This window comes from Chlamydia sp. (genome assembly GCF_017472245.1).
GTDB lineage: Bacteria > Chlamydiota > Chlamydiia > Chlamydiales > Chlamydiaceae > Chlamydia.
In genome coordinates, this window is record NZ_JAFUQR010000008.1 from 242,785 (window position 1) to 262,004 (window position 19,220).

The following is a 19,220-nucleotide window of genomic DNA, read 5'->3' on the forward strand; positions in this document are numbered from 1 at the left end:
ATGATCTCGTTCTTTGTGTAAAGAAATAAATTTGAAAGAAATGCTAATAGATTCTCAAAAAAAATTTCTTTTGTAGGAGAATAATTCGGTTATACAAAATGAGTAATGCGTTGCCAAAAGGCGTTTTTGATATCTTTCCTTATGTAACCAATCCAAAAAATCTTTGGAGAAATTCCTTTCTATGGAAAACGGTTGAGGACGCAGCCCATCGCATATGTAATTTATACGGGTTTGATGAGATTCGAACTCCTGTTTTTGAGAAAACAGAAACTTTTTTGAAAGTTGGAGAGTATAGTGACATTGTTAAAAAAGAGGTGTACACTTTTTTGGACAAAAAAGGGCGCTCTCTGACTCTGCGCCCTGAGGGAACAGCAGCTGTCGTCCGTGCTTTGCTGGACCATTCTTCTGACATTCGTGGAGATAATAAAATCTATTATATTTTGCCCATGTTTCGCTATGAGCGGCAGCAGTCTGGGCGCTATCGCCAGCACCATCAGTTTGGTTTGGAGGCAATTGGAGTAAGGCATCCTTTTCGCGATGTTGAAGTATTGTCTTTACTATGGGATTTTTATGCAGCTATTGGGCTGAAGCATATGCAGATCCAATTAAATTTTTTAGGAGGACAAAAGACACGAGCTCGTTATGATGAGGCTTTACGAGAATTTTTCCGTAATGATCTAGATACCTTATCAGCATTGAGCAGAGAAAGATATCAAACGAACTTGTTGCGGATTTTAGATTCTAAGGAGCCGGAAGATCAAGAGCTTATTGAAAAAGCTCCTTCTATTTTAGAGTACGTGGATGATGAGGATCTAGCCTATTTTGATATTGTGTTATCAGAATTAAAAGCTTTAGGTATTCCTCATACAATTAATCCACGTCTCGTTCGGGGGTTGGATTATTACACAGATTTAGTATTTGAAGCTGTAAATGTTCTTGGTAAGCACTCTTATGCATTAGGTGGTGGCGGCCGCTATGATGAGTTAGTTGCCCAATCTGGAGGCCCTGCTATGCCAGCTTTTGGTTTTGGAGTTGGACTAGAAAGAGTAATTCAAACATTGTTGGAGCAAGGAGGCTCTTTGCCCCTTTCTGCAAAGCGGTTGAGATTAATCCCTATGGATGAGCGCGCGGATCGATTTTGTTTTGACTGGGCGAAACACTTGCGTCTTTTAGGTGTAGCGACAGAGGTAGATTGGGCTCATAAGAAGCCTAAGTTAGCATTGAGAGATGCTTCCGATCAACAAATAGGTTTTGTTTGTCTTATTGGAGATCAGGAGTTGTCGACAAAACGGTTTATAGTTAAGGATATGGTTTTGCATCAAAGCTTCTCAGGAGCTCAACAAGATGTAGAACAAAGGTTAGTTTATGAAGTACAGAACACATAAATGTAATGAGTTATCCCTTGATCATGTAGGGGAACATGTTCGCTTGTCTGGATGGGTGCATCGTTATCGTAATCACGGGGGAGTGGTTTTTATCGATTTACGGGATCGATTTGGAATTATACAGATCGTGTGTCGACAAGAAGAGAATCCAGAACTTCATCAGGTTATGGATCAAGTGCGATCTGAGTGGGTGCTCTGTGTAGAGGGAGTTGTTTGTTCTCGATTGGAGGGAATGGAAAATCCTAATTTAGCTACAGGATGTATCGAGGTAGAAGTGTCTCGTCTAGAAGTTTTATCTCGGGCACAAAATCTTCCTTTTTCGATTTCTGACGAGCATATTCACGTGAATGAGGAGTTGAGACTGACTTATCGCTATTTGGATATGCGTCGTGGAGATATTCTAGATAGATTGATGTGTCGACATAAAATTATGCTGGCTTGTCGACAATATTTGGATGAGCAAGGATTTACAGAAGTTGTGACTCCAATTTTGGGTAAATCTACTCCAGAAGGAGCTAGGGATTATTTAGTTCCTTCGCGGATTTATCCAGGGAATTTTTATGCACTTCCACAGTCTCCCCAGCTGTTTAAACAAATTTTGATGGTCGGAGGATTGGACCGTTATTTCCAAATAGCCACTTGTTTCCGTGATGAAGATTTACGCGCCGATCGTCAGCCAGAGTTTGCGCAAATAGATATGGAAATGAGCTTTGGGGGGCCTGAAGATCTTTTCCCCATAGTAGAAGATCTCGTTGTGCGGTTGTTTGCAGTTAAAGGCATTGAATTAGCGACACCTTTCCCTAGAATGACATATCAGGATGCTAAAGATTTTTATGGAACCGATAAACCAGACTTACGTTTTGGTTTACGTCTTAAAAACTGTTGTGAGTATGCTCAGAAATTTTCTTTTTCCATTTTCTTGGATCAATTAGCTCAAGGAGGAACTGTTAAAGGATTTTGCGTTCCTGGTGGAGCAGATATGTCAAGAAAACAATTGGATATCTATACGGATTTTGTGAAGCGTTATGGCGCCATGGGATTGGTATGGGTTAAGAAACAAGATGGAGGAATTTCTTCCAACGTTGCGAAATTTGCTTCAGAAGAGGTTTTTCAAGAAATGTTTGAGGCTTTTGAGGCTAAAGAGCACGATATTCTGTTGTTGATAGCAGCTCCAGAATCTGTTGCAAACCAGTCTTTAGATCATTTACGAAGATTAATTGCAAAAGACCGTCATCTTTATAATGAGAGACAACATAATTTTGTGTGGATTACAGACTTTCCTCTTTTTGCGAAGGAAGAAGGAGAGCTTTGTCCTGAGCATCATCCTTTCACAGCTCCTTTAGAAGAAGATATTCCTCTGTTGGATACGGATCCTTTGTCTGTTCGTTCATCTAGCTACGATCTAGTATTGAACGGATATGAAATTGCTTCAGGCTCTCAACGTATACATAATCCAGATTTGCAAAATAAAATATTTGCTTTATTAAAGTTGTCTCAAGAAAGTGTGAAAAAGAAGTTCGGATTTTTTATCGATGCATTAAGTTTTGGGACACCTCCGCATTTAGGGATTGCATTAGGGTTGGATCGTATTATGATGGTTCTTTCCGGAGCTGAAACGATTCGAGAAGTTATTGCTTTCCCAAAAACGCAGAAAGCTGGGGATTTAATGATATCAGCACCTTCGGAAATTTTACCGATCCAATTAAAGGAGCTAGGGCTGAAACTGTGATATCGTTTTTACTTTAAAAGTTGAGCGAAGAGAACTTTTTTTACGCTAAGAGAGGGTGTAAGTCCTTCATTTGAGAAAATGATTTTCAAAAAGCGCGTCTGTAAAAGTCGGGTGCAACTAAGGAAGGAGCGAATGAAGAATATATTAAGTTGGATGCTTATGTTTGCTATTGCTTTGCCTATCGTAGGATGTGATAATGGAGGCGGAGCGCAAACATCTGAGACGGAGAAAAGTATGGCAGAAGACTCTGTACTAACAGATAATCAAAAATTATCTATGACTTTTGGACATTTATTGGCTCGTCAACTCAAGCGTACGGAAGATTTTACGTTAGATCTTGCTGGAGTTGTTCGGGGAATACAAGCCGAGATTGAAGGGAAGAGTGCTCCCCTCACAGATTCTGAATATGAAACACAGATGGCAGAAGTACAGAAGGTAAGTTTTGAGAAAAAATGTTCAGAGAACTTAGCTTCTGCGGAAAAGTTTCTAAAAGAAAATAAAAATAAAGCGGGTGTTGTTGAAATTGAACCCAGCAAACTACAATACCGCATCGTAAAAGAAGGGACAGGAAAAGTTCTTTCAGGGAAACCAACTGCTCTGCTTCATTACACAGGAAGCTTTATCAATGGACAAGTTTTTGATACTTCGGAGAAAAACAAAGAACCCATCTTATTACCTTTAACAAAAGTAATTCCAGGATTTTCCCAAGGAATGCAAGGGATGAAGGAAGGAGAGGTTAGGGTTCTGTACATTCACCCTGATTTAGCTTATGGTACCGCGGGACAATTACCTCCAAATTCTTTACTCATTTTTGAAGTGAAGTTAGTTGAGGCAAATGATGATAACGCGTCGGTTACGGAGTAATCACTGGGAATTTTTATGCGCATAGTTCTTCATAATCCAGATATTCCTCAGAACACAGGGAATATTGGTAGGACGTGTGTAGCTTTAGGGGCTGAACTGATACTGGTTCGACCCCTAGGGTTTTCTTTAGCGGATAAGTTTGTAAAAAGAGCCGGTATGGATTACTGGAGAGAGCTTTCTTTATCCGTGGTCGATTCTTTAGAAGAAGCTGTTCAGGGCGAGTCCAAAGAAAAAATTTTTTATTTAACCACAAAGGCCTCCTCTTATTATGGAGAGAGGGAGTTACCTCTAGATGGGACTTATATTTTTGGGGCTGAATCAAAAGGTTTACCACAAGAGATCTTGGATGCTAATCCGTCTCAGTGTTTATTCATTCCTATGATTAAAGGGACGCGGTCTTTAAATTTGGCTACTTCTGCGGGGATTGTGATGTATGAAGTTATTCGGCAAAATTATCAAGAATTTCTTTTGAAAGAATTTTAAGGCCGATACTTCTCGGCCTTTTATAGAAATAATTCTTTATTGATGCTCAGAGATTAGTCTGATTAAAGAGTCTTTGTCTTTTAGACCAACACTACGCTCAACTTCTCTCCCGTCTTTGAACAAAATTAAAGTTGGAATAGAAGAGACCCCATATTGTTCTGCAGGACGAGGAGAGGCATCAATGTCCAATTTCAAAACGGTTACGCTAGGGAGTTCTGTCGCTACAGCTTCTAGTACAGGTGTAAGCATTTTGCAAGGGCCGCACCATTCAGCAAAAAAGTCAACAAGGACTAGCCCAGAAGCAATGCTATCAGAGAAATTATCTTGAGATACAATTTGGACCATAAAACTCGTTCCTAATTTAAAAACTTGTGTAATTTTTTGCTACGAGGTTGCAGCAGTCTTTTAGAACTTCGAGCAGTTCCTTTTGCCAGAAATTCTGAAAGCCAGTTAGCCATAATCTTCGCGCAAAAGTCAAGAAAGATACCTTTATTCAAGGCGTTTAGCGAAAAGAAAATTGCAGCTAAGAAGACTTGAACTTCCATGAGCCAAAGCTCACTAGAACCTGAATCTAGCGCGTCTACCGGTTCCGCCATAGCTGCGTGAAGGGCAGTATAGAAGGAAAGCTTTTTTAATAAAAGACGAAGCTCAAGCAAAAATTCATGCAAAACTTGTAAGAATGTCTTTTAAGTACTTTTTACAAATTAGGAAGATAAGATATAAGGAGCAGGAAATTTTTGATCTTTGATACAAAAGAGGCTAAGCAATATGATTTTTTTGTACTGAGACAGCTTTTTGTTTGAATTTAAAGTCTTATTGAAAACGTAATGAGCTTGTGCCTAACAAAAAATCGTGGTAGCATGTAGTCGATTCAGGATGCCCCTACCTTTAGAGTTTGGGGAGGTTAGGCCTGTTTTGCTTTTTGTAAAAATATTTTTGCAAGGAAGTGAGAGTAGGTAGAGAACAAGGATATGGGTGGAAGACTTTTCTTCTTTGGAAGGAAAGCTGGGTGAAAAGAAGAATCGGTATGTTATTTAGCAGCTGAAAAAAGTAAGGATAAGTATGAATATTTCTGGAAGTATCAAACAAAAACTTCTCCAGTTTTTGAAAAAACAAAAATCCCCAGAATTGTTAGCAACGTACTTGTTTTATTTAGAGCAGTCTTTGCATTTAAGTCCGGTTGTTTTTGTTCGAGATAAAATAATTTTTAAAAGCGTAGAAGATGCCATCAAGCTTCTAGAGGCAAGTAAAAAAATCTGGAGAGAAACTGAGATTCAAATTTCTTCTGGTAAACCCGAGGTAAATGAACAGACAAAGCGTATTTATATTTGTCCATTTACGGGGAAAGTTTTTGCTGATAATGTCTATGCAAATCCTCAAGATGCGATTTATGATTGGCTCTCTTCCTGCCCTCAGAATAGAGAACGTCAGAGCGGGGTTGCCGTAAAACGATTTTTGGTATCCGATGATCCTGAGGTGATTAGAGCGTATATAGTTCCTCCAAAAGACCCCATCATCAAGACTGTGTATGCTTCCGCTATAACAGGAAAGTTATTCCATAGTTTGCCAGCTCTCTTGGAAGATTTTAAAACTTCATATTTGCGTCCTATGACTCTTGAAGAGGTGCAAAATCAGAATAAATTCCAATTAGAAAGCTCATTTTTGACTCTATTGCAGGATGCTTTAGAGGAGGAAAAGATCGCTGAGTTTGTCGAAAGCCTTGCAGATGACACAGCGTTTCATGAGTACATTAGCCAATGGGTAGATACAGAAGAGTAACTAATTCTTATGAAGAAACTATAGATTTGGCTGCCACGTTCGGGAGGCACCTGGCTCCTGGAATGGTTGTTCTGCTATCAGGAGACTATGGCTCAGGAAAAACGGAGTTTGTTAGAGGAATTGTTCAAGGGTTTTTAGGGGAGGCTGCTGCCAGTCAGGTGGCAAGCCCCTCTTTTGCTTTACTTCATGTTTACGAGTCGAACAGGCAAAAAGTCTGCCATTATGATTTGTACCGTCTTGAAATGATGCATGTCAAAAGTGTAGAAAGTCTTTTTCAAGATGCGGAAGAAGAGGATCTTATCTGCATCGAATGGCCTGAAGCAGTGAATCTCCTTCCGCAATTTCGTAAAAGTTTTTGTGTGCGTATGCGCTTTCTTACGGTTGCGCAAAGGGAAGTAATTATAGAAGTCGCAGAAGATTGTGATTTGAGCTTTTTTATGGAGAAAGATTAGCGCGTGGTACTATTGAAAGATGCTGAGTTCGTGTGTTTAGATTGTGAAACAACAGGATTAGATGTAAAAAAAGACCGTGTTATTGAGTTCGCTGCCATTCGGTTTACATTCGATACCATTATCGATTCAGTAGAATTTCTTATCCATCCAGAGCGAGCTGTTTCAGCAGAATCGCAAAAGATTCATAAAATTTCTGATGCAATGTTAAAGGATAAACCAAAATTTAGTGAGGTATTTTTTAAAATCAAAGGGTTTTTTAAAGAAAGAGATCTCATTGTTGGACATCATGTAGGATTTGATTTGCAGGTCCTTTCTCAAGAAAGTGAACGTTTAGGCAAAACCTTTCTGCCAAAGCAGCATTATGTTATAGATACTTTACGTCTGGCAAAGGAATATGGAGATAGCCCTAATAATTCTTTAGAAGCTTTGGCGAGACATTTTAATGTTCCTCATCACGGGAATCATCGAGCCATGAAGGACGTTGAAATGAATGTTAAAGTGTTTAAACATTTGACGAAACGGTTTCGCACATTGTCCCAGATCACGCACATTTTATCTAAGCCAATTAAAATGAAATATATGCCACTAGGCAAATATAAAGGGCGTTTGTTTACAGATATTCCTTTAGAATATTTGTTATGGGCTTCCAAAATGGACTTTGATCAAGATTTACTTTTTTCTATTCGCAGTGAGATTAAGACTCGTAAAAAAGGCACTGGATTCGCTCAGGCTAATAACCCTTTTTTAGGATTATAATCTTTCAAGGAATTGCTTGATTTTCTTCGGTATCAAGATTACTATCCGCTACGAAAGAGACTGGGGTGGAGGTCCGTAATTCAAGCCTAGTCATGATAACAACTAACGGATTCTTAGAAGGATGGTGTGAGGAAGGATATCAAAGATAAAAAGAAAAAAGTTTCTGCTAGTTGCATAAACGATCATATCTACAAAATATTCCCTAACGATTTAAACACGAATAATACTATCTTCGGTGGACTATTAATGAGTCTGTTAGATCGGTTAGCTTTGGTTGTTGCCGAACGTCATTGTGAAAGTATTTGTGTAACTGCATTTGTAGACGCTATGCGTTTTTATGCTCCTGCTTATATGGGAGAGAATCTTATTTGTTGTGCTTCTGTGAACCGGTCTTGGAGAACTTCTTTGGAAGTTGGTGTGAAAGTCTGGGCAGAGAATATTTATAAGCAGGAACAACGGCATATCACTTCGGCATATTTTACTTTTGTTGCAGTAGATGAAAACAATTCTCCTGTAGAAGTTCCTGAGTTAATTCCTGAAAGTCAGGAAGAAATTCGACGTTTTGAGGAAGCTGACCAGCGGCGAGCTTTTCGGTTGAGGCTTCAGTAGATAGTTAAAGGGGTTCTTTTTTTTTTTCTGTCTTTAACATAAAGTGATAAGGGAGTCCCTTTTAGTGTTAAAAAATTTATTGTCTATTTGCCTTTCTTGGGGGCTGGTTTGTTTTGCTCAGCCCGATATTAGTGTTCTATCCTCTGTTATCAGTTGTATATGTGGGTATGGGCTGCTTTGGTATGGACTGCTTTCTTTGATCGATGTTTTTTCTTGGAAGAAAGTTTGGTGGATAGCTTTTTTTTGGACTTGGAGTATTGTAGGGTTTCATTTCTCTTGGATGCTTGAAGATCTTTATGTAGGGGCAGGGATCTATTTTGTTTGGGGGATATTGGTTTCTTATCTTTCAGTTGTTTTTGCCTCCTTTTCTTGTCTTGTTTTGTTTTGTCTTCGTAAACAAGACTGGAGAGCTCTTTTTTTGCTACCAGGAATTTGGGTTGGTTTAGAGGCTGTTCGCTATTATGGATTGTTTTCAGGGGTTTCTTTTGATTTTATTGGCTGGCCTTTGACCGCAACAGCTTATGGAAGACAGTTTGGAAGCTTTTTTGGCTGGGCAGGGCAAAGCTTCTTAGTCATTGCTGCAAATTTAGGATGTTGTGTAGCGATTTTATCTCGAAGATATTCTCTATATAGTCTCTGGTTTATGTTGTGCGCTTTCCCTTATTTATTGGGAGGGATGTATTATGAATATGTGAAAAAGCATTTTTCAGAGTCTGAATTTCTTCGAGTGGCAATCGTACAGCCTGGCTACAGTCCTCATATGCATACAGGAAGATCTGCAAATATGATTTGGAGCAGTCTGGTCTCCTTATGTAAAATGATTCAGGAACCTGTTGATGTGATTGTTTTCCCTGAGGTGACAGTCCCTTTTGGGTTGCATAGACCTGTATACTCTCTTCATGAAAACCGACAAGTTTTAGAAAGCTTAGCTTGTAAAGGGGTTCTGAATACGTTTTTTACTAATCTTGATTGGATGCGTGTGTTATCGGAACGATTTCAATGTGCTATTATTATGGGCATGGAGAGATGGGAAGATAAGAACGGAATTATGCATTGGTACAATGCTGCGGGGTGTTTATCTTCTCTAGGAGAAGTAGCTAGCTACGATAAAAGAATTCTTGTGCCTGGGGGTGAATACATTCCGGGAGGCAATTTTGGTTTGAGTCTATGTAAAAAATTTTTCCCTAAGTTTGTTCTTCCTTTTCAACGTTTACCAGGGGAGAATTCTAGAGTCGTAAATGTAACGGATTGGGTAAAAGCAGGGATTTCTATTTGTTATGAAGAGACATTTGGATATGCAATTCGTCCATACAAAAAGCAAAAAGCGCATGTTTTAGTCAATCTTACCAATGATGGATGGTATCCTCGTTCAAGGCTTCCTTTGGTCCATTTTTATCATGGCGTATTGCGTAATCAAGAATTAGGAATGCCTTGTATTCGTGCTTGTCATACCGGAGTATCTGCAGCCGTAGATTCTTTAGGAAGAACGGTGGGAGTTCTGCCTTGGGAATCGAAAGATTGCCCTATTTGTCCGGGAGTACTTCAGGTTAAGCTCCCTCTTTACCGATACAATACTGTATATGCAAAGTTAGGAGACATGCCATTATTATTAGTGGCATGGAATTCGATGTTAGGAATGATGCTCTATTTTTTCAGAAAAAAGGAAAAGAAAAGGGTATAAGGTAGCAAGTGTTTTAAAACGAAGCAGTAATTTTTTGATATCGCTTGCTTGCTAAAAAAAAAAAGGATAATATACGGGGTCTCTTTGTCAGGGTTTTGCATGGTGGGTCGAGCTCAGAGAACGTTGAAGCGTAGAGTATGCTATTCTGGGGTGGGAGTGCATTTTGGAAAAGCGGCGATGCTTACTCTAGAGCCAGCGGAGGAAAATACTGGCGTGGTTTTTTTGCGTCATACGACTTCTGGGCAATGCATTCCTGCCCAATTAGCTAATGTTTGTGGGACGGGGCGTAGTACCACTTTGTCTTTGTGTGGTGATGTGGTGTCTACAGTCGAGCACTTATTGGCGGCACTGTATGCGTTCGGCGTAGATAATGTGCGAATTCATTGCAGTGAAGACGAGATCCCAATAGGCGATGGCAGTGCTCAAGTGTTTATAGATCTTATAGATCGGGCTGGGATCGAAGAGCAAGAGCAGATGGTGCGCATAGCGAAGCTAGCTCGTCCTGTCTATTACCAGACGCAGGATACGATTTTGGCTGCGTTTCCTTCGGAAGAGTTTAAAATTTCTTATACCCTTCATTATTCGCATAACTCTGCGATAGGTACGCAATATCGCTCGTTGGTTATTTCAGAAGAGTCTTTCCGTAAAGAGATTGCACCTTGTAGAACATTTGCTTTATACAGCGAACTCTGCTTTCTTATGGAGAAAGGGTTGATTGGAGGAGGTTGTTTAGGCAATGCGGTATTGTTTAAGGATGATAGTGTTGTAAGCTTGGGCAAGTTACGTTTTTCAGATGAGCCTGTCCGTCATAAGATACTAGATTTGATAGGAGATTTGTCACTAGTTGCCAAACCTTTTGTAGCACATATTGTTGCCGTGGGATCAGGCCATTCTTCCAATGTTGCATTAGGAAACAAAATTTTAGAGGCATTGCAGCATGAATAGGAGTTAACAAAATGAGTAAAAAACCTGTTTTAGGAATACGAGAGATACAAGATTTACTTCCGCATCGTTATCCTTTTTTGCTGGTGGATAAGATCCTTTCTTACGATTTAGATGCTCGTTCGATAGTAGCTCAAAAAAATGTAACCATTAACGAGCCTTTCTTTGCAGGGCATTTCCCGGGGGCTCCTATCATGCCTGGAGTACTAATATTAGAAGCTTTAGCCCAAGCTGCCGGAGTGTTGTTGGGGATGATATTAGAGAATGATCGAGATAAGAAGATCGCACTATTCTTGGGTATTCAGAAAGCAAAATTTCGTCAGCCTGTTAAACCTGGGGATGTGTTGACTTTGAAAGCAGATTTTTCTTTGATCTCCGCTAAAGGAGGGAAAGCTGTGGCGCAAGCTTTTGTAGACTCTCAGGTCGCAGCTGAAGGAGAGCTTAGCTTTGTTCTTGTTAAAAAAGAGTCTATATAAAGAGGAAGCGTATGACCAACATTCATCCTACAGCAATTGTGGAAGATGGGGCGCGGATTGGAAACAATGTAACGATAGAACCCTATGCTATTGTAAAAAAGAATGTGACGCTTTGTGATGATGTAGTGGTCAAGTCCTACGCATATATCGATGGGTTCACAACAATCGGCCGAGGGACAATAGTTTGGCCTTCTGCAATGATTGGGAATAAACCACAAGATCTCAAATTCAAAGGGGAGAAAACCTTTGTTGAAATTGGAGAGCATTGTGAAATCCGCGAATTTGCTATGATCACTTCCTCTACGTTTGAGGGAACTAAGGTTTCTGTAGGGAATAATTGCTTAATTATGCCCTGGGCACATATCGCGCATAATTGTTCTGTGGGGAATAATGTGGTGTTTAGCACGCACGTACAGTTGGCTGGGCACGTACAAGTTGGTGATTGCGTGACTATAGGCAGCATGGTGGGAGTTCATCAGTTTGTTCGCATAGGTTCTTATGCAATGGTGGGGGCTATGAGTGCTGTTCGCCGCGATATTCCGCCCTTTACCATAGGAACGGGGAATCCATATGCTTTGGGGGGAATTAACAAAGTTGGATTACAGCGGCGTTGTGTGCCTTTTGAAACTCGCTTAGCATTAATTAAAACCTTTAAACGAGTTTTTCGTTCAGAGGAGTCTTTCCAAGATTCTTTAGAAAGCGTGTTAGAGGATTTTGGAGAATTCTCCGAAGTGCGTCACTTTGTTGAATTCTGTCGACAGCCAAGTAAGCGAGGTATAGAGAGGGGTACAGATTGTGAGGTGCCTTTCGAAGAGTCAATAGAGAAAAAAGAAGGAGCATTCGTTGAATCTTAGAGTCGTTTATCTGGGGACTCCTCAATTTGCGGCTACTGTTTTAGAAACGCTGTTGGATGCGCATATCCTCGTTGTTGGTGTTGTTACACGAGTAGACAAACCACAGAAACGTTCGTCTAGATTAATCAGCTCGCCTGTAAAGCAGTTAGCTTTATCTAAAAATATCCCTTTGCTTCAACCTATCAAAACAACAGATCCTGATTTCCTTACTCAGCTACGAGAATGGCAGGCGGATGTTTTTGTCGTTGTTGCGTATGGGGTAATTTTAAAGCAGGAGCTTCTCGATATCCCTAAATATGGGTGTTATAATCTTCATGCTGGATTGTTACCAGCATATCGAGGGGCTGCGCCTATTCAGCGCTGCATTATGGATGGTGGAACTCTTTCTGGAAATACAGTGATCCGCATGGATGCCGGCATGGATACCGGAGATATCGCAAATATCAACCATGTCCTTATTGGAGAGGACATGACTGCAGGTGAGCTTTCTGAAGTTCTTGCCGCTTCTGGTGGGCAACTTTTGTTAAAAACTTTACAAGAAATAGAAGCGGGAACTATTCATCATATTCCCCAAAATAATGAGATGGCTTCCTTAGCTCCTAAGTTGACTAAGGAGGATGGGTTGGTGAATTGGAGTGCTTCTGCGTCTCAAGTGTACGCACATATTCGTGGAGTCTCTCCTTCCCCAGGGGCGTGGACGCGCTTTTCCTCCAAAGATGGGAAGATACGGCGTCTAGGGATTCTTTCTGCTCGGATGGCATTCCTTTCAGGTGATTATGGTGCTCCTGGGCAAGTGCTTCAGAATTCTGGAGAAGATTTAGTAGTTGCTTGTTGTCAAGGAGCTTTAAGACTACTCGTAGTGCAACCCGAAGGGAAGGGCTCTATGAGTGCAAAAGATTTTTTTAATGGGCAATCTCGGTTGATTTCCCATTTTATCTAAATCGTTCGTTCGCAAATTAAAAAAATGTTTTGGTTTTCGAGTCGAGGAGCCTATTTAAGGGAGGAGTAGGAAGTTTTCTTTTTTCGATTTAAGTAGCAGAAGTGATACAATGTTCCCCTAGGTTGTGTATAAACATTGAAGCAGGTAGGTGAAATATGGCTTCTGTATGTGGGCGTTTAGGATTTGGTGCAAGGGAGGCCGTAAAGGCTTTTTTTACACATCCAGGTAATAAACTGGCAAGGATTGTGAACAGCACGAAAGGAGTGGATAAAATAGCGAAAACTGCAAAGGCCGCTTCTGAGTTTACGGCAAGTGTTTTGGAGCAAACAGTAGGTGCTGAGGCCGACTCATTTATCTCCGCTACTAAGTTTGCAAAAGGATTTGGGGATGCGCGAACTGTAATTGCTTTGGGAAATATTTTTAACGGATCCTTACCTGGAGCAGTTCAAAACGCGAAATCTGTCTTCTCTCATATAAGAGCAGCGAAGAGAGGGGAAGACGAGGATTCGGAAGATGGTTGTGTTTCTCACAAACGAAGAGCTGCAGCAGCGGCTTGTGGCTTTGTTGGAAGTGTCACATACTTGACTACTTTCGGAATGATTCGGCCAGCGTTGTTGGTCAACAAGCTTCTGGCGAAGCCATTTCTTTCTTCTGGGGCAAAAGATGGGCTGGGGCAATCTGTTGGCTATATCATGGCAGCAAACCATGCTGCAACGGTTTTAGGGGCAGGACTCAGTATTAGTGCAGAAAGAGCGGATTGTCAGGCGCGTTGTGAGCGTTTAGCTCATGAAAATGGTCAGGAGCTTTTAGGAGAAGTTGATGGTCAAAACCAGGGAAAAATTGCAAAAGAAAAAGCCAAGTCTTTAACCCGTATCAAGTATGCAATTCTGACTATGATAGAAAAATTCTTAGAATGTGTTGCCGATGTTTTCAAGTTGGTTCCGTTGCCAATTACACAAGGTGTTCGTGCTATTGTGGCTGCTGGATGTACGTTAACATCCGCTGTTATCGGTTTATGCGCTTTTTGTTCCAAGGTATAAAAGATTTTTTGACATTTTTAAGAGTGGGGCTGTTTCTAAAAAAGAAACAGCCTTTTTTATCTAAAAGATGTTTCGCTTTTCTTATTGTAAAAATCATCCCCCTTTGATAATCTGTTCTTTTAATTTTCTTGGATAGGCGTTTTAAGTTTTCTTCCAAGGAAGCTCCACTAGTGAAATCTAGAACGATTTTTCAGGCTTTGTTTTTGCGATTTTTTGGTGTGGGATTTCTTAACGTCAAGAAAAATCTCTTGTGTGGATGTCGCGGGTTATATACCATTGCCCATTCGCCGCCTTTGTTTGCTTTAAAGAGTCGCGTTTTCTTTGTTTAGAAGTCGCTTTTATGAGGTGGAGGGCATGGCCGTTTAGTGTAATTAGGCACAAAGGGCGGTCTATTAAGCGTTGTCAAGTTGTGTGATAAGGTAATTAAGTATGCGGTCTCAGCTTAGCCTAATAGGAAAAAAGGAAGGCATGATGCATGTCTTCGATAAGAATGGAAATCTTGTTGCGTGTTCGGTAATTAGCGTAGAGCCAAACGTTGTCGCCCAGCTGAAAACCGCATCTTCAGATGGCTATAATGCTATTCAAATGGGGGCTGATGAATTGAAGGCTCCAGAAAAAACCATTGGAAAGCGTTTTTCTAAAGCATTACTCGGACATTTCAAAAAATCTGGGGGACGTGCTTATCGTATTTTAAAAGAAGTCGTCGTCTCTGAAGAAGCTGTTCAGTCGGTTTCTTTGGGCGATGAATTTGGTTTAGAAATTTTCAACGAAGTGTCTAGTGTTGACATTTGTGGAATTTCTAAAGGTAAAGGCTTCCAAGGGGTAATGAAAAAGTTTGGTTTTCGAGGGGGGCCTAAGAGCCATGGTTCTGGATTCCATCGTCATGCGGGATCCATTGGGATGAGATCCACTCCTGGCCGTTGTTTCCCTGGGAGTAAGCGACCTAGTCATATGGGATGTGATCGAGTCACAGTTAAGAATTTAGAAGTCGTGAAAGTTGACTTAGATAAAAAAGTGATGCTCGTCAAAGGAGCGATTCCAGGTTTTAAAGGATCTGTTGTTGTTGTGAAGCGTTCTTGCGGAGTAGAAGGGTAGAGGTCCGAATGGTTTTATTGTCAAAATTTGATTTTTCTGGAAAAGAATCTGGGAAGTTTGAGTTGCCTGACGCCTTCTTTACTGAAGGGAAAGAGCAGTCTGTGAAGGATTATTTAGTGGCTATTCAAGCAAATAAACGACAGTGGAGCGCTTGTACAAGAGGGCGTTCGGAAGTCAGTCATTCTACCAAAAAGCCTTTCAGACAAAAAGGTACGGGGAATGCTCGACAAGGTTGTTTGGCAGCTCCCCAATTCCGAGGGGGAGGAATTGTTTTTGGTCCTAAGCCAAAATTCGATCAACATATTCGTATCAACAAAAAAGAGAGAAGAGCTGCTATTCGGCTGCTTCTAGCTCAAAAAATTCAAACAGGCAAATTGATAGTTGCAGAGAATGCAGTGTTTGTTGGCAGCTTAAACGCGCCTAAAACAAAAGAAGCTTTGAGATTTTTGAAAGAATGCAATGTAGAGTGTCGCGGAGTGTTGTTTGTAGATGATTTGGCTCATGTTGGGAGCAATGTGAACTTGAGACTTAGCGTACGCAATCTCGCTGCTGTAAGAGGCTTTACCTATGGCGAGAATATCAGTGGGTATGACATTGCTGCTGCTAGAAATATCGTGATTTCAGAGAAGGCTTTAGAATTACTTGTCGAGAATCTTGTCTCTACAACAAAAGATTAAAGGGGAAGCTAAGATATGAAAGATCCTTATGATGTTGTCAAAAGACATTATGTGACCGAGAAGGCGAAAATGCTGGAAGGATTAAGCCTCGGTGGTGGAGACGGCAAGAAAAAAGGCAGTTTCTGCAAACATCCTAAATATACGTTTATTGTTGCTGGAGATGCTACTAAGCCTATGATCGCTGAAGCTATAGAAGCAGTTTATTCTACTAAAGGGGTGAAGGTTAAAAAGGTAAATATTGTTTGTGTTAAGCCTCAGCCCACGAGAATATTTCGAGGACGTAGAAAAGGAAGAACAGCCGCTTTTAAGAAGGCTATCGTGACTTTTGTTGAAGGGCATTCCATTGGTTAGTAAAGAAGGAAAAGAATAACATGTTTAAAAAGTTTAAACCAGTAACTCCCGGAACGAGACAGTTGATTCTGCCTTCTTTTGACGAGCTTACTACTCGAGGAGAATTAGAAGGATCCGGTTCCAAGAGAAGTGTTCGTCCAAACAGAAAGCTTTCTTTTTTCAAAAAGAGTTCTGGAGGAAGAGATAATTTAGGACATATTTCCTGCCGTCATCGCGGTGGAGGAGTTAAACGTCTTTATAGAGTCATTGATTTCAAGCGCAATAAAGATGGGATTGAGGCTAAAGTTGCTTCTGTAGAATACGATCCGAATCGCTCTGCTTACATTGCGTTGTTAAATTATGTAGATGGGGAGAAGCGTTATATTTTAGCTCCTAAAGGAATTAAGCGTGGCGATCGTGTCATTTCTGGTGAAGGAAGTCCTTTTAAGACCGGATGTTGTATGACTCTTAAGAGTATTCCTTTGGGCATTTCTGTCCATAATGTGGAAATGCGACCATGTTCTGGAGGTAAGTTAGTTCGTTCTGCAGGTCTTTCTGCCCAAATTATTGCCAAAACTGCCGGGTATGTTACTTTAAAAATGCCTTCTGGCGAGTTTCGTATGTTAAATGAAATGTGTCGAGCTACTATTGGAGAGGTTTCCAATGCAGATCACAACTTATGCGTAGATGGCAAAGCTGGGCGTCGTCGTTGGAAAGGAATTCGTCCAACAGTTCGAGGAACAGCAATGAACCCTGTTGATCACCCACATGGTGGTGGTGAAGGGCGTCATAACGGATATATTTCCCAGACTCCTTGGGGTAAAGTCACGAAAGGATTGAAGACTCGTGATAAACGTAAGAGCAATAAATGGATAGTTAAGGATAGAAGGAAATAGGGATTATGAGTAGATCGCTAAGAAAAGGTCCTTTTGTTGATCATCACCTTCTTAAAAAGGTTCGAGATATGAACTCTTTGGAGAAGAAATCTCCAATTAAAACGTGGTCTCGTCGTTCTATGATTACTCCAGAAATGATTGGACACACTTTTGAAGTTCATAATGGTCGTAAATTTTTGACGGTTTTTGTGTCTGAAACCATGGTTGGGCACAAATTGGGAGAATTTTCTCCAACAAGAATGTTTAAGAGCCATCCCGTTAAGAAAGGGTAAGTCATAAGGAGACAGGTTATGTTTAAAGCGACGGCCCGATACATACGGGTTCAGCCAAGAAAGGCTCGTTTAGCTGCGGGGTTAATGAGAAACCGTAGTGTTATTGAGGCTCAACAGCAGCTCAGCTTTTCTCAAATGAAAGCTGGGAGATGTCTTAAGAAAGTTTTGGATAGCGCAGTTGCGAATGCGGAATCTAATGAAAATATAAAACGTGAAAATCTTTGCGTTGTTGAAGTTCGGGTGGATGCTGGCCCAATGTTCAAAAGAATGAAATCAAAAAGTCGTGGGGGAAGAGCCCCTGTTTTGAAGCGCACGAGTCATCTAACTGTAATTGTTGGCGAGAGAGGGCAGTAGGAGTAAGATATGGGTCAAAAAGGATGTCCAGTAGGGTTCCGTACAGCGGTTACTAAAAAATGGCGATCTTTATGGTACGGGAATAATCAAGAGTTCGGAAAATTTCTTATTGAAGATGTGAAAATTCGAGAATTCTTGAAAAAGAAACCCTCTTGTCAAGGTGCGGCAGGTTTTGTTGTGAAACGTATGAGTGGTAAAATAGAAGTGACCATTCATACAGCTAGACCTGGATTGGTGATTGGGAAAAAGGGAGCTGAGGTAGAATCTTTAAAAGCTGAATTGAAAAAATTAACCGGGAAAGACGTTTGGGTCGAGATTGCAGAGATTAAACGTCCAGAGTTAAATGCTCAGCTTGTAGCAGATGGTATTGCCAAACAAATAGAAAGAAGAGTGTCTTTCAGAAGAGCCATGAAAAAAGCTTTGCAATCGGTGATGGATGCTGGAGCTCTTGGAGTTAAAGTTCAAGTTTCAGGTCGTTTGGCTGGAGCTGAGATTGCTCGATCAGAGTGGTATAAAAACGGTCGTGTTCCTCTTCATACGCTTAGAGCAGATATTGATTACGCTACGGCATCTGCAGAGACTACTTATGGAATTATCGGCATAAAAGTTTGGATTAATCTTGGTGAAAATAAGGCCGTTCCTGCGGCTAGTCATGCAGGTACTGTCTCAACAGCAGCTGCGTAATGCAGGCAGGTTATAAGGGTGTGTGAATTATTATGTTAATGCCTAAACGAACAAAATTTCGCAAGCAGCAGAAAGGTCAGTTTGCTGGATTAAGTAAAGGAGCAACGTTTGTTGACTTCGGCGAGTTTGGAATGCAGACTTTAGAAAGAGGATGGATTACTAGTCGCCAAATTGAGGCATGTAGGGTTGCTATCAACAGATATTTAAAACGTAAAGGAAAGGTCTGGATTCGAATTTTTCCTGATAAAAGCGTAACGAAAAAACCTGCTGAAACTCGAATGGGTAAAGGTAAGGGAGCTCCTGATCATTGGGTAGCTGTTGTTCGTCCCGGACGTATTTTATTTGAAGTAGCAAACGTTTCGAAAGAAGATGCTCAAGACGCTTTGAGAAGAGCTGCAGCGAAATTAGGGATCAGAACTCGCTTTGTTAAGCGTGTGGAAAGGGTGTAGTATGGGAGCAAAAAAGAATTTATTAGCGGAGCTTAGAGAAAAAAGTTCAGAAAAGTTAGATGAGTTTATTCATGATAACAAAAAAGCTCTTTTCACATTACGAGCAGAAGCTGCTTTACAGAATAAAGCTGTAAAAACTCATCAATTTTCTGTGTATAAGAAAAATGTTGCTCGTGCTCTAACAATAAAACAAGAAAAAAAGGATAGAGTCCATGGCTAGTGATGTGAGAGGCCGAAGAAAGACCAAAATTGGTGTAGTTGTCTCATCAAAAATGGAAAAAACTGTTGTTGTTCGAGTGGAAAGAGTATACTCGCACCCTCAATATGCTAAGGTAGTTAGGGATTCTAGCAAGTATTATGCGCATAATGAGTTGGATGTGAAAGAGGGTGATACTGTTCGAATCCAAGAGACGCGTCCTTTGTCTAAAACAAAGAGATGGCGGGTTGTCGAGCGTGTAAATTAGTGGTGGTTT

General features: G+C 40.6%; 25 protein-coding genes and 1 tRNA gene. 24 read left to right on the plus strand and 2 right to left on the minus strand.

The window, feature by feature from the left end; translation table 11 throughout:
* Positions 1-98: 98 nt before the first annotated feature.
* The 4 genes from hisS (at position 99) to IJ490_RS04125 (ending at position 4,461) form a co-directional block, all read left to right on the plus strand.
* The gene (gene hisS / locus IJ490_RS04110; protein ID WP_291894507.1) at positions 99-1,385 is read left to right on the plus strand and encodes a histidine--tRNA ligase; all 1,287 of its coding nucleotides are present in this window, start codon (positions 99-101) and stop codon (positions 1,383-1,385) included.
* Positions 1,366-3,114: an aspartate--tRNA ligase gene (gene aspS, locus IJ490_RS04115; RefSeq protein WP_291894510.1), complete on the plus strand. Its 1,749-nt coding sequence runs from the start codon at positions 1,366-1,368 to the stop codon at positions 3,112-3,114. Before hisS ends, aspS begins: the two co-directional genes overlap by 20 nt.
* Positions 3,115-3,246: 132 nt before the next feature.
* Entirely contained in the window at positions 3,247-3,978 is a 732-nt protein-coding gene (locus IJ490_RS04120) for an FKBP-type peptidyl-prolyl cis-trans isomerase (RefSeq protein WP_291894513.1), read from the plus strand.
* Between the two features lie 15 nt (positions 3,979-3,993).
* Positions 3,994-4,461 (plus strand): tRNA (cytidine(34)-2'-O)-methyltransferase, encoded by a 468-nt coding sequence (locus IJ490_RS04125; RefSeq protein ID WP_291894516.1) that lies wholly within the window; start codon positions 3,994-3,996, stop codon positions 4,459-4,461.
* 36 nt (positions 4,462-4,497) lie between these two features.
* Here the strand turns inward: IJ490_RS04125 and trxA are convergent, their stop codons facing one another.
* Entirely contained in the window at positions 4,498-4,806 is a 309-nt protein-coding gene (gene trxA / locus IJ490_RS04130) for a thioredoxin (RefSeq protein WP_291894519.1), read from the minus strand.
* Between the two features lie 173 nt (positions 4,807-4,979).
* Positions 4,980-5,063: transfer RNA gene (locus IJ490_RS04135), tRNA-Leu, on the minus strand.
* A gap of 460 nt (positions 5,064-5,523) precedes the next feature.
* Between IJ490_RS04135 and IJ490_RS04140 the strand changes: the two genes are divergently transcribed.
* The 20 genes from IJ490_RS04140 (at position 5,524) to rpsQ (ending at position 19,211) form a co-directional block, all read left to right on the plus strand.
* Positions 5,524-6,240 (plus strand): DUF2709 domain-containing protein, encoded by a 717-nt coding sequence (locus IJ490_RS04140; RefSeq protein WP_291894522.1) that lies wholly within the window; start codon positions 5,524-5,526, stop codon positions 6,238-6,240.
* Positions 6,219-6,692: a tRNA (adenosine(37)-N6)-threonylcarbamoyltransferase complex ATPase subunit type 1 TsaE gene (tsaE, locus tag IJ490_RS04145; protein WP_291894524.1), complete on the plus strand. Its 474-nt coding sequence runs from the start codon at positions 6,219-6,221 to the stop codon at positions 6,690-6,692. The genes IJ490_RS04140 and tsaE overlap by 22 nt, the downstream gene beginning before the upstream one ends.
* Positions 6,693-6,695: 3 nt before the next feature.
* On the plus strand, positions 6,696-7,448 hold the full coding sequence (locus tag IJ490_RS04150) for a DUF3820 family protein (protein ID WP_291894528.1): 753 nt from the start codon (positions 6,696-6,698) through the stop codon (positions 7,446-7,448).
* A 126-nt stretch (positions 7,449-7,574) separates the two neighbouring features.
* Complete coding sequence (locus IJ490_RS04155; RefSeq protein WP_291894531.1) at positions 7,575-8,057, plus strand: acyl-CoA thioesterase; 483 nt, start codon at positions 7,575-7,577, stop codon at positions 8,055-8,057.
* 64 nt (positions 8,058-8,121) lie between these two features.
* The gene (gene lnt, locus IJ490_RS04160) at positions 8,122-9,738 is read left to right on the plus strand and encodes an apolipoprotein N-acyltransferase (RefSeq protein ID WP_291894534.1); all 1,617 of its coding nucleotides are present in this window, start codon (positions 8,122-8,124) and stop codon (positions 9,736-9,738) included.
* A 99-nt stretch (positions 9,739-9,837) separates the two neighbouring features.
* The gene (lpxC, locus tag IJ490_RS04165; protein WP_291894537.1) at positions 9,838-10,683 is read left to right on the plus strand and encodes a UDP-3-O-acyl-N-acetylglucosamine deacetylase; all 846 of its coding nucleotides are present in this window, start codon (positions 9,838-9,840) and stop codon (positions 10,681-10,683) included.
* 11 nt (positions 10,684-10,694) lie between these two features.
* Positions 10,695-11,156 carry a 3-hydroxyacyl-ACP dehydratase FabZ gene (fabZ, locus tag IJ490_RS04170; protein ID WP_291894540.1) on the plus strand — a complete coding sequence of 154 codons (462 nt, stop codon included), beginning with the start codon at positions 10,695-10,697 and terminating at the stop codon, positions 11,154-11,156.
* An 11-nt stretch (positions 11,157-11,167) separates the two neighbouring features.
* The gene (lpxA, locus tag IJ490_RS04175; protein ID WP_291894543.1) at positions 11,168-12,010 is read left to right on the plus strand and encodes an acyl-ACP--UDP-N-acetylglucosamine O-acyltransferase; all 843 of its coding nucleotides are present in this window, start codon (positions 11,168-11,170) and stop codon (positions 12,008-12,010) included.
* Positions 12,000-12,950: a methionyl-tRNA formyltransferase gene (gene fmt, locus IJ490_RS04180; protein ID WP_291894546.1), complete on the plus strand. Its 951-nt coding sequence runs from the start codon at positions 12,000-12,002 to the stop codon at positions 12,948-12,950. The genes lpxA and fmt overlap by 11 nt, the downstream gene beginning before the upstream one ends.
* Positions 12,951-13,105: 155 nt before the next feature.
* The gene (locus IJ490_RS04185; RefSeq protein ID WP_291894550.1) at positions 13,106-13,990 is read left to right on the plus strand and encodes a hypothetical protein; all 885 of its coding nucleotides are present in this window, start codon (positions 13,106-13,108) and stop codon (positions 13,988-13,990) included.
* Positions 13,991-14,419: 429 nt separating this feature from the next.
* Positions 14,420-15,085: a 50S ribosomal protein L3 gene (gene rplC / locus IJ490_RS04190; RefSeq protein ID WP_291894553.1), complete on the plus strand. Its 666-nt coding sequence runs from the start codon at positions 14,420-14,422 to the stop codon at positions 15,083-15,085.
* An 8-nt stretch (positions 15,086-15,093) separates the two neighbouring features.
* Positions 15,094-15,762, plus strand: a complete 669-nt coding sequence (gene rplD / locus IJ490_RS04195; RefSeq protein ID WP_291894556.1) for a 50S ribosomal protein L4 — start codon at positions 15,094-15,096, stop codon at positions 15,760-15,762.
* 15 nt (positions 15,763-15,777) lie between these two features.
* On the plus strand, positions 15,778-16,113 hold the full coding sequence (locus tag IJ490_RS04200) for a 50S ribosomal protein L23 (RefSeq protein WP_291894559.1): 336 nt from the start codon (positions 15,778-15,780) through the stop codon (positions 16,111-16,113).
* 20 nt (positions 16,114-16,133) lie between these two features.
* Entirely contained in the window at positions 16,134-16,988 is an 855-nt protein-coding gene (rplB, locus tag IJ490_RS04205) for a 50S ribosomal protein L2 (RefSeq protein ID WP_291894562.1), read from the plus strand.
* Positions 16,989-16,993: 5 nt separating this feature from the next.
* The gene (gene rpsS / locus IJ490_RS04210; protein WP_291894565.1) at positions 16,994-17,260 is read left to right on the plus strand and encodes a 30S ribosomal protein S19; all 267 of its coding nucleotides are present in this window, start codon (positions 16,994-16,996) and stop codon (positions 17,258-17,260) included.
* 18 nt (positions 17,261-17,278) lie between these two features.
* A complete protein-coding gene (rplV, locus tag IJ490_RS04215) occupies positions 17,279-17,614 on the plus strand; it encodes a 50S ribosomal protein L22 (RefSeq protein WP_291894568.1) in 336 nt (111 codons plus the stop codon).
* 9 nt (positions 17,615-17,623) lie between these two features.
* Positions 17,624-18,298 carry a 30S ribosomal protein S3 gene (rpsC, locus tag IJ490_RS04220; RefSeq protein WP_291894571.1) on the plus strand — a complete coding sequence of 225 codons (675 nt, stop codon included), beginning with the start codon at positions 17,624-17,626 and terminating at the stop codon, positions 18,296-18,298.
* Between the two features lie 32 nt (positions 18,299-18,330).
* Positions 18,331-18,747, plus strand: coding sequence for a 50S ribosomal protein L16 (rplP, locus tag IJ490_RS04225; RefSeq protein WP_291894574.1), 417 nt, complete (start codon positions 18,331-18,333; stop codon positions 18,745-18,747).
* Position 18,748: 1 nt separating this feature from the next.
* The gene (gene rpmC / locus IJ490_RS04230) at positions 18,749-18,967 is read left to right on the plus strand and encodes a 50S ribosomal protein L29 (protein WP_291894578.1); all 219 of its coding nucleotides are present in this window, start codon (positions 18,749-18,751) and stop codon (positions 18,965-18,967) included.
* Entirely contained in the window at positions 18,960-19,211 is a 252-nt protein-coding gene (rpsQ, locus tag IJ490_RS04235) for a 30S ribosomal protein S17 (protein WP_291894581.1), read from the plus strand. The genes rpmC and rpsQ overlap by 8 nt, the downstream gene beginning before the upstream one ends.
* Positions 19,212-19,220: the final 9 nt, after the last annotated feature.

What these genes read in the sequence shown, in the direction of transcription:
- hisS (WP_291894507.1), top strand. Translation starts at nt 99, where the DNA reads ATGAGTAATGCGTTGCCAAAAGGCGTTTTTGATATCTTTCCTTATGTA.
- aspS (WP_291894510.1), top strand. Translation starts at nt 1,366, where the DNA reads ATGAAGTACAGAACACATAAATGTAATGAGTTATCCCTTGATCATGTA.
- IJ490_RS04120 (WP_291894513.1), top strand. Translation starts at nt 3,247, where the DNA reads ATGAAGAATATATTAAGTTGGATGCTTATGTTTGCTATTGCTTTGCCT.
- IJ490_RS04125 (WP_291894516.1), top strand. Translation starts at nt 3,994, where the DNA reads ATGCGCATAGTTCTTCATAATCCAGATATTCCTCAGAACACAGGGAAT.
- trxA (WP_291894519.1), bottom strand. Translation starts at nt 4,806, where the DNA reads ATGGTCCAAATTGTATCTCAAGATAATTTCTCTGATAGCATTGCTTCT.
- IJ490_RS04140 (WP_291894522.1), top strand. Translation starts at nt 5,524, where the DNA reads ATGAATATTTCTGGAAGTATCAAACAAAAACTTCTCCAGTTTTTGAAA.
- tsaE (WP_291894524.1), top strand. Translation starts at nt 6,219, where the DNA reads ATGGGTAGATACAGAAGAGTAACTAATTCTTATGAAGAAACTATAGAT.
- lpxC (WP_291894537.1), top strand. Translation starts at nt 9,838, where the DNA reads ATGGTGGGTCGAGCTCAGAGAACGTTGAAGCGTAGAGTATGCTATTCT.
- fabZ (WP_291894540.1), top strand. Translation starts at nt 10,695, where the DNA reads ATGAGTAAAAAACCTGTTTTAGGAATACGAGAGATACAAGATTTACTT.
- lpxA (WP_291894543.1), top strand. Translation starts at nt 11,168, where the DNA reads ATGACCAACATTCATCCTACAGCAATTGTGGAAGATGGGGCGCGGATT.
- IJ490_RS04185 (WP_291894550.1), top strand. Translation starts at nt 13,106, where the DNA reads ATGGCTTCTGTATGTGGGCGTTTAGGATTTGGTGCAAGGGAGGCCGTA.
- rplC (WP_291894553.1), top strand. Translation starts at nt 14,420, where the DNA reads ATGCGGTCTCAGCTTAGCCTAATAGGAAAAAAGGAAGGCATGATGCAT.
- rplD (WP_291894556.1), top strand. Translation starts at nt 15,094, where the DNA reads ATGGTTTTATTGTCAAAATTTGATTTTTCTGGAAAAGAATCTGGGAAG.
- IJ490_RS04200 (WP_291894559.1), top strand. Translation starts at nt 15,778, where the DNA reads ATGAAAGATCCTTATGATGTTGTCAAAAGACATTATGTGACCGAGAAG.
- rplB (WP_291894562.1), top strand. Translation starts at nt 16,134, where the DNA reads ATGTTTAAAAAGTTTAAACCAGTAACTCCCGGAACGAGACAGTTGATT.
- rpsS (WP_291894565.1), top strand. Translation starts at nt 16,994, where the DNA reads ATGAGTAGATCGCTAAGAAAAGGTCCTTTTGTTGATCATCACCTTCTT.
- rplV (WP_291894568.1), top strand. Translation starts at nt 17,279, where the DNA reads ATGTTTAAAGCGACGGCCCGATACATACGGGTTCAGCCAAGAAAGGCT.
- rpsC (WP_291894571.1), top strand. Translation starts at nt 17,624, where the DNA reads ATGGGTCAAAAAGGATGTCCAGTAGGGTTCCGTACAGCGGTTACTAAA.
- rplP (WP_291894574.1), top strand. Translation starts at nt 18,331, where the DNA reads ATGTTAATGCCTAAACGAACAAAATTTCGCAAGCAGCAGAAAGGTCAG.
- rpmC (WP_291894578.1), top strand. Translation starts at nt 18,749, where the DNA reads ATGGGAGCAAAAAAGAATTTATTAGCGGAGCTTAGAGAAAAAAGTTCA.
- rpsQ (WP_291894581.1), top strand. Translation starts at nt 18,960, where the DNA reads ATGGCTAGTGATGTGAGAGGCCGAAGAAAGACCAAAATTGGTGTAGTT.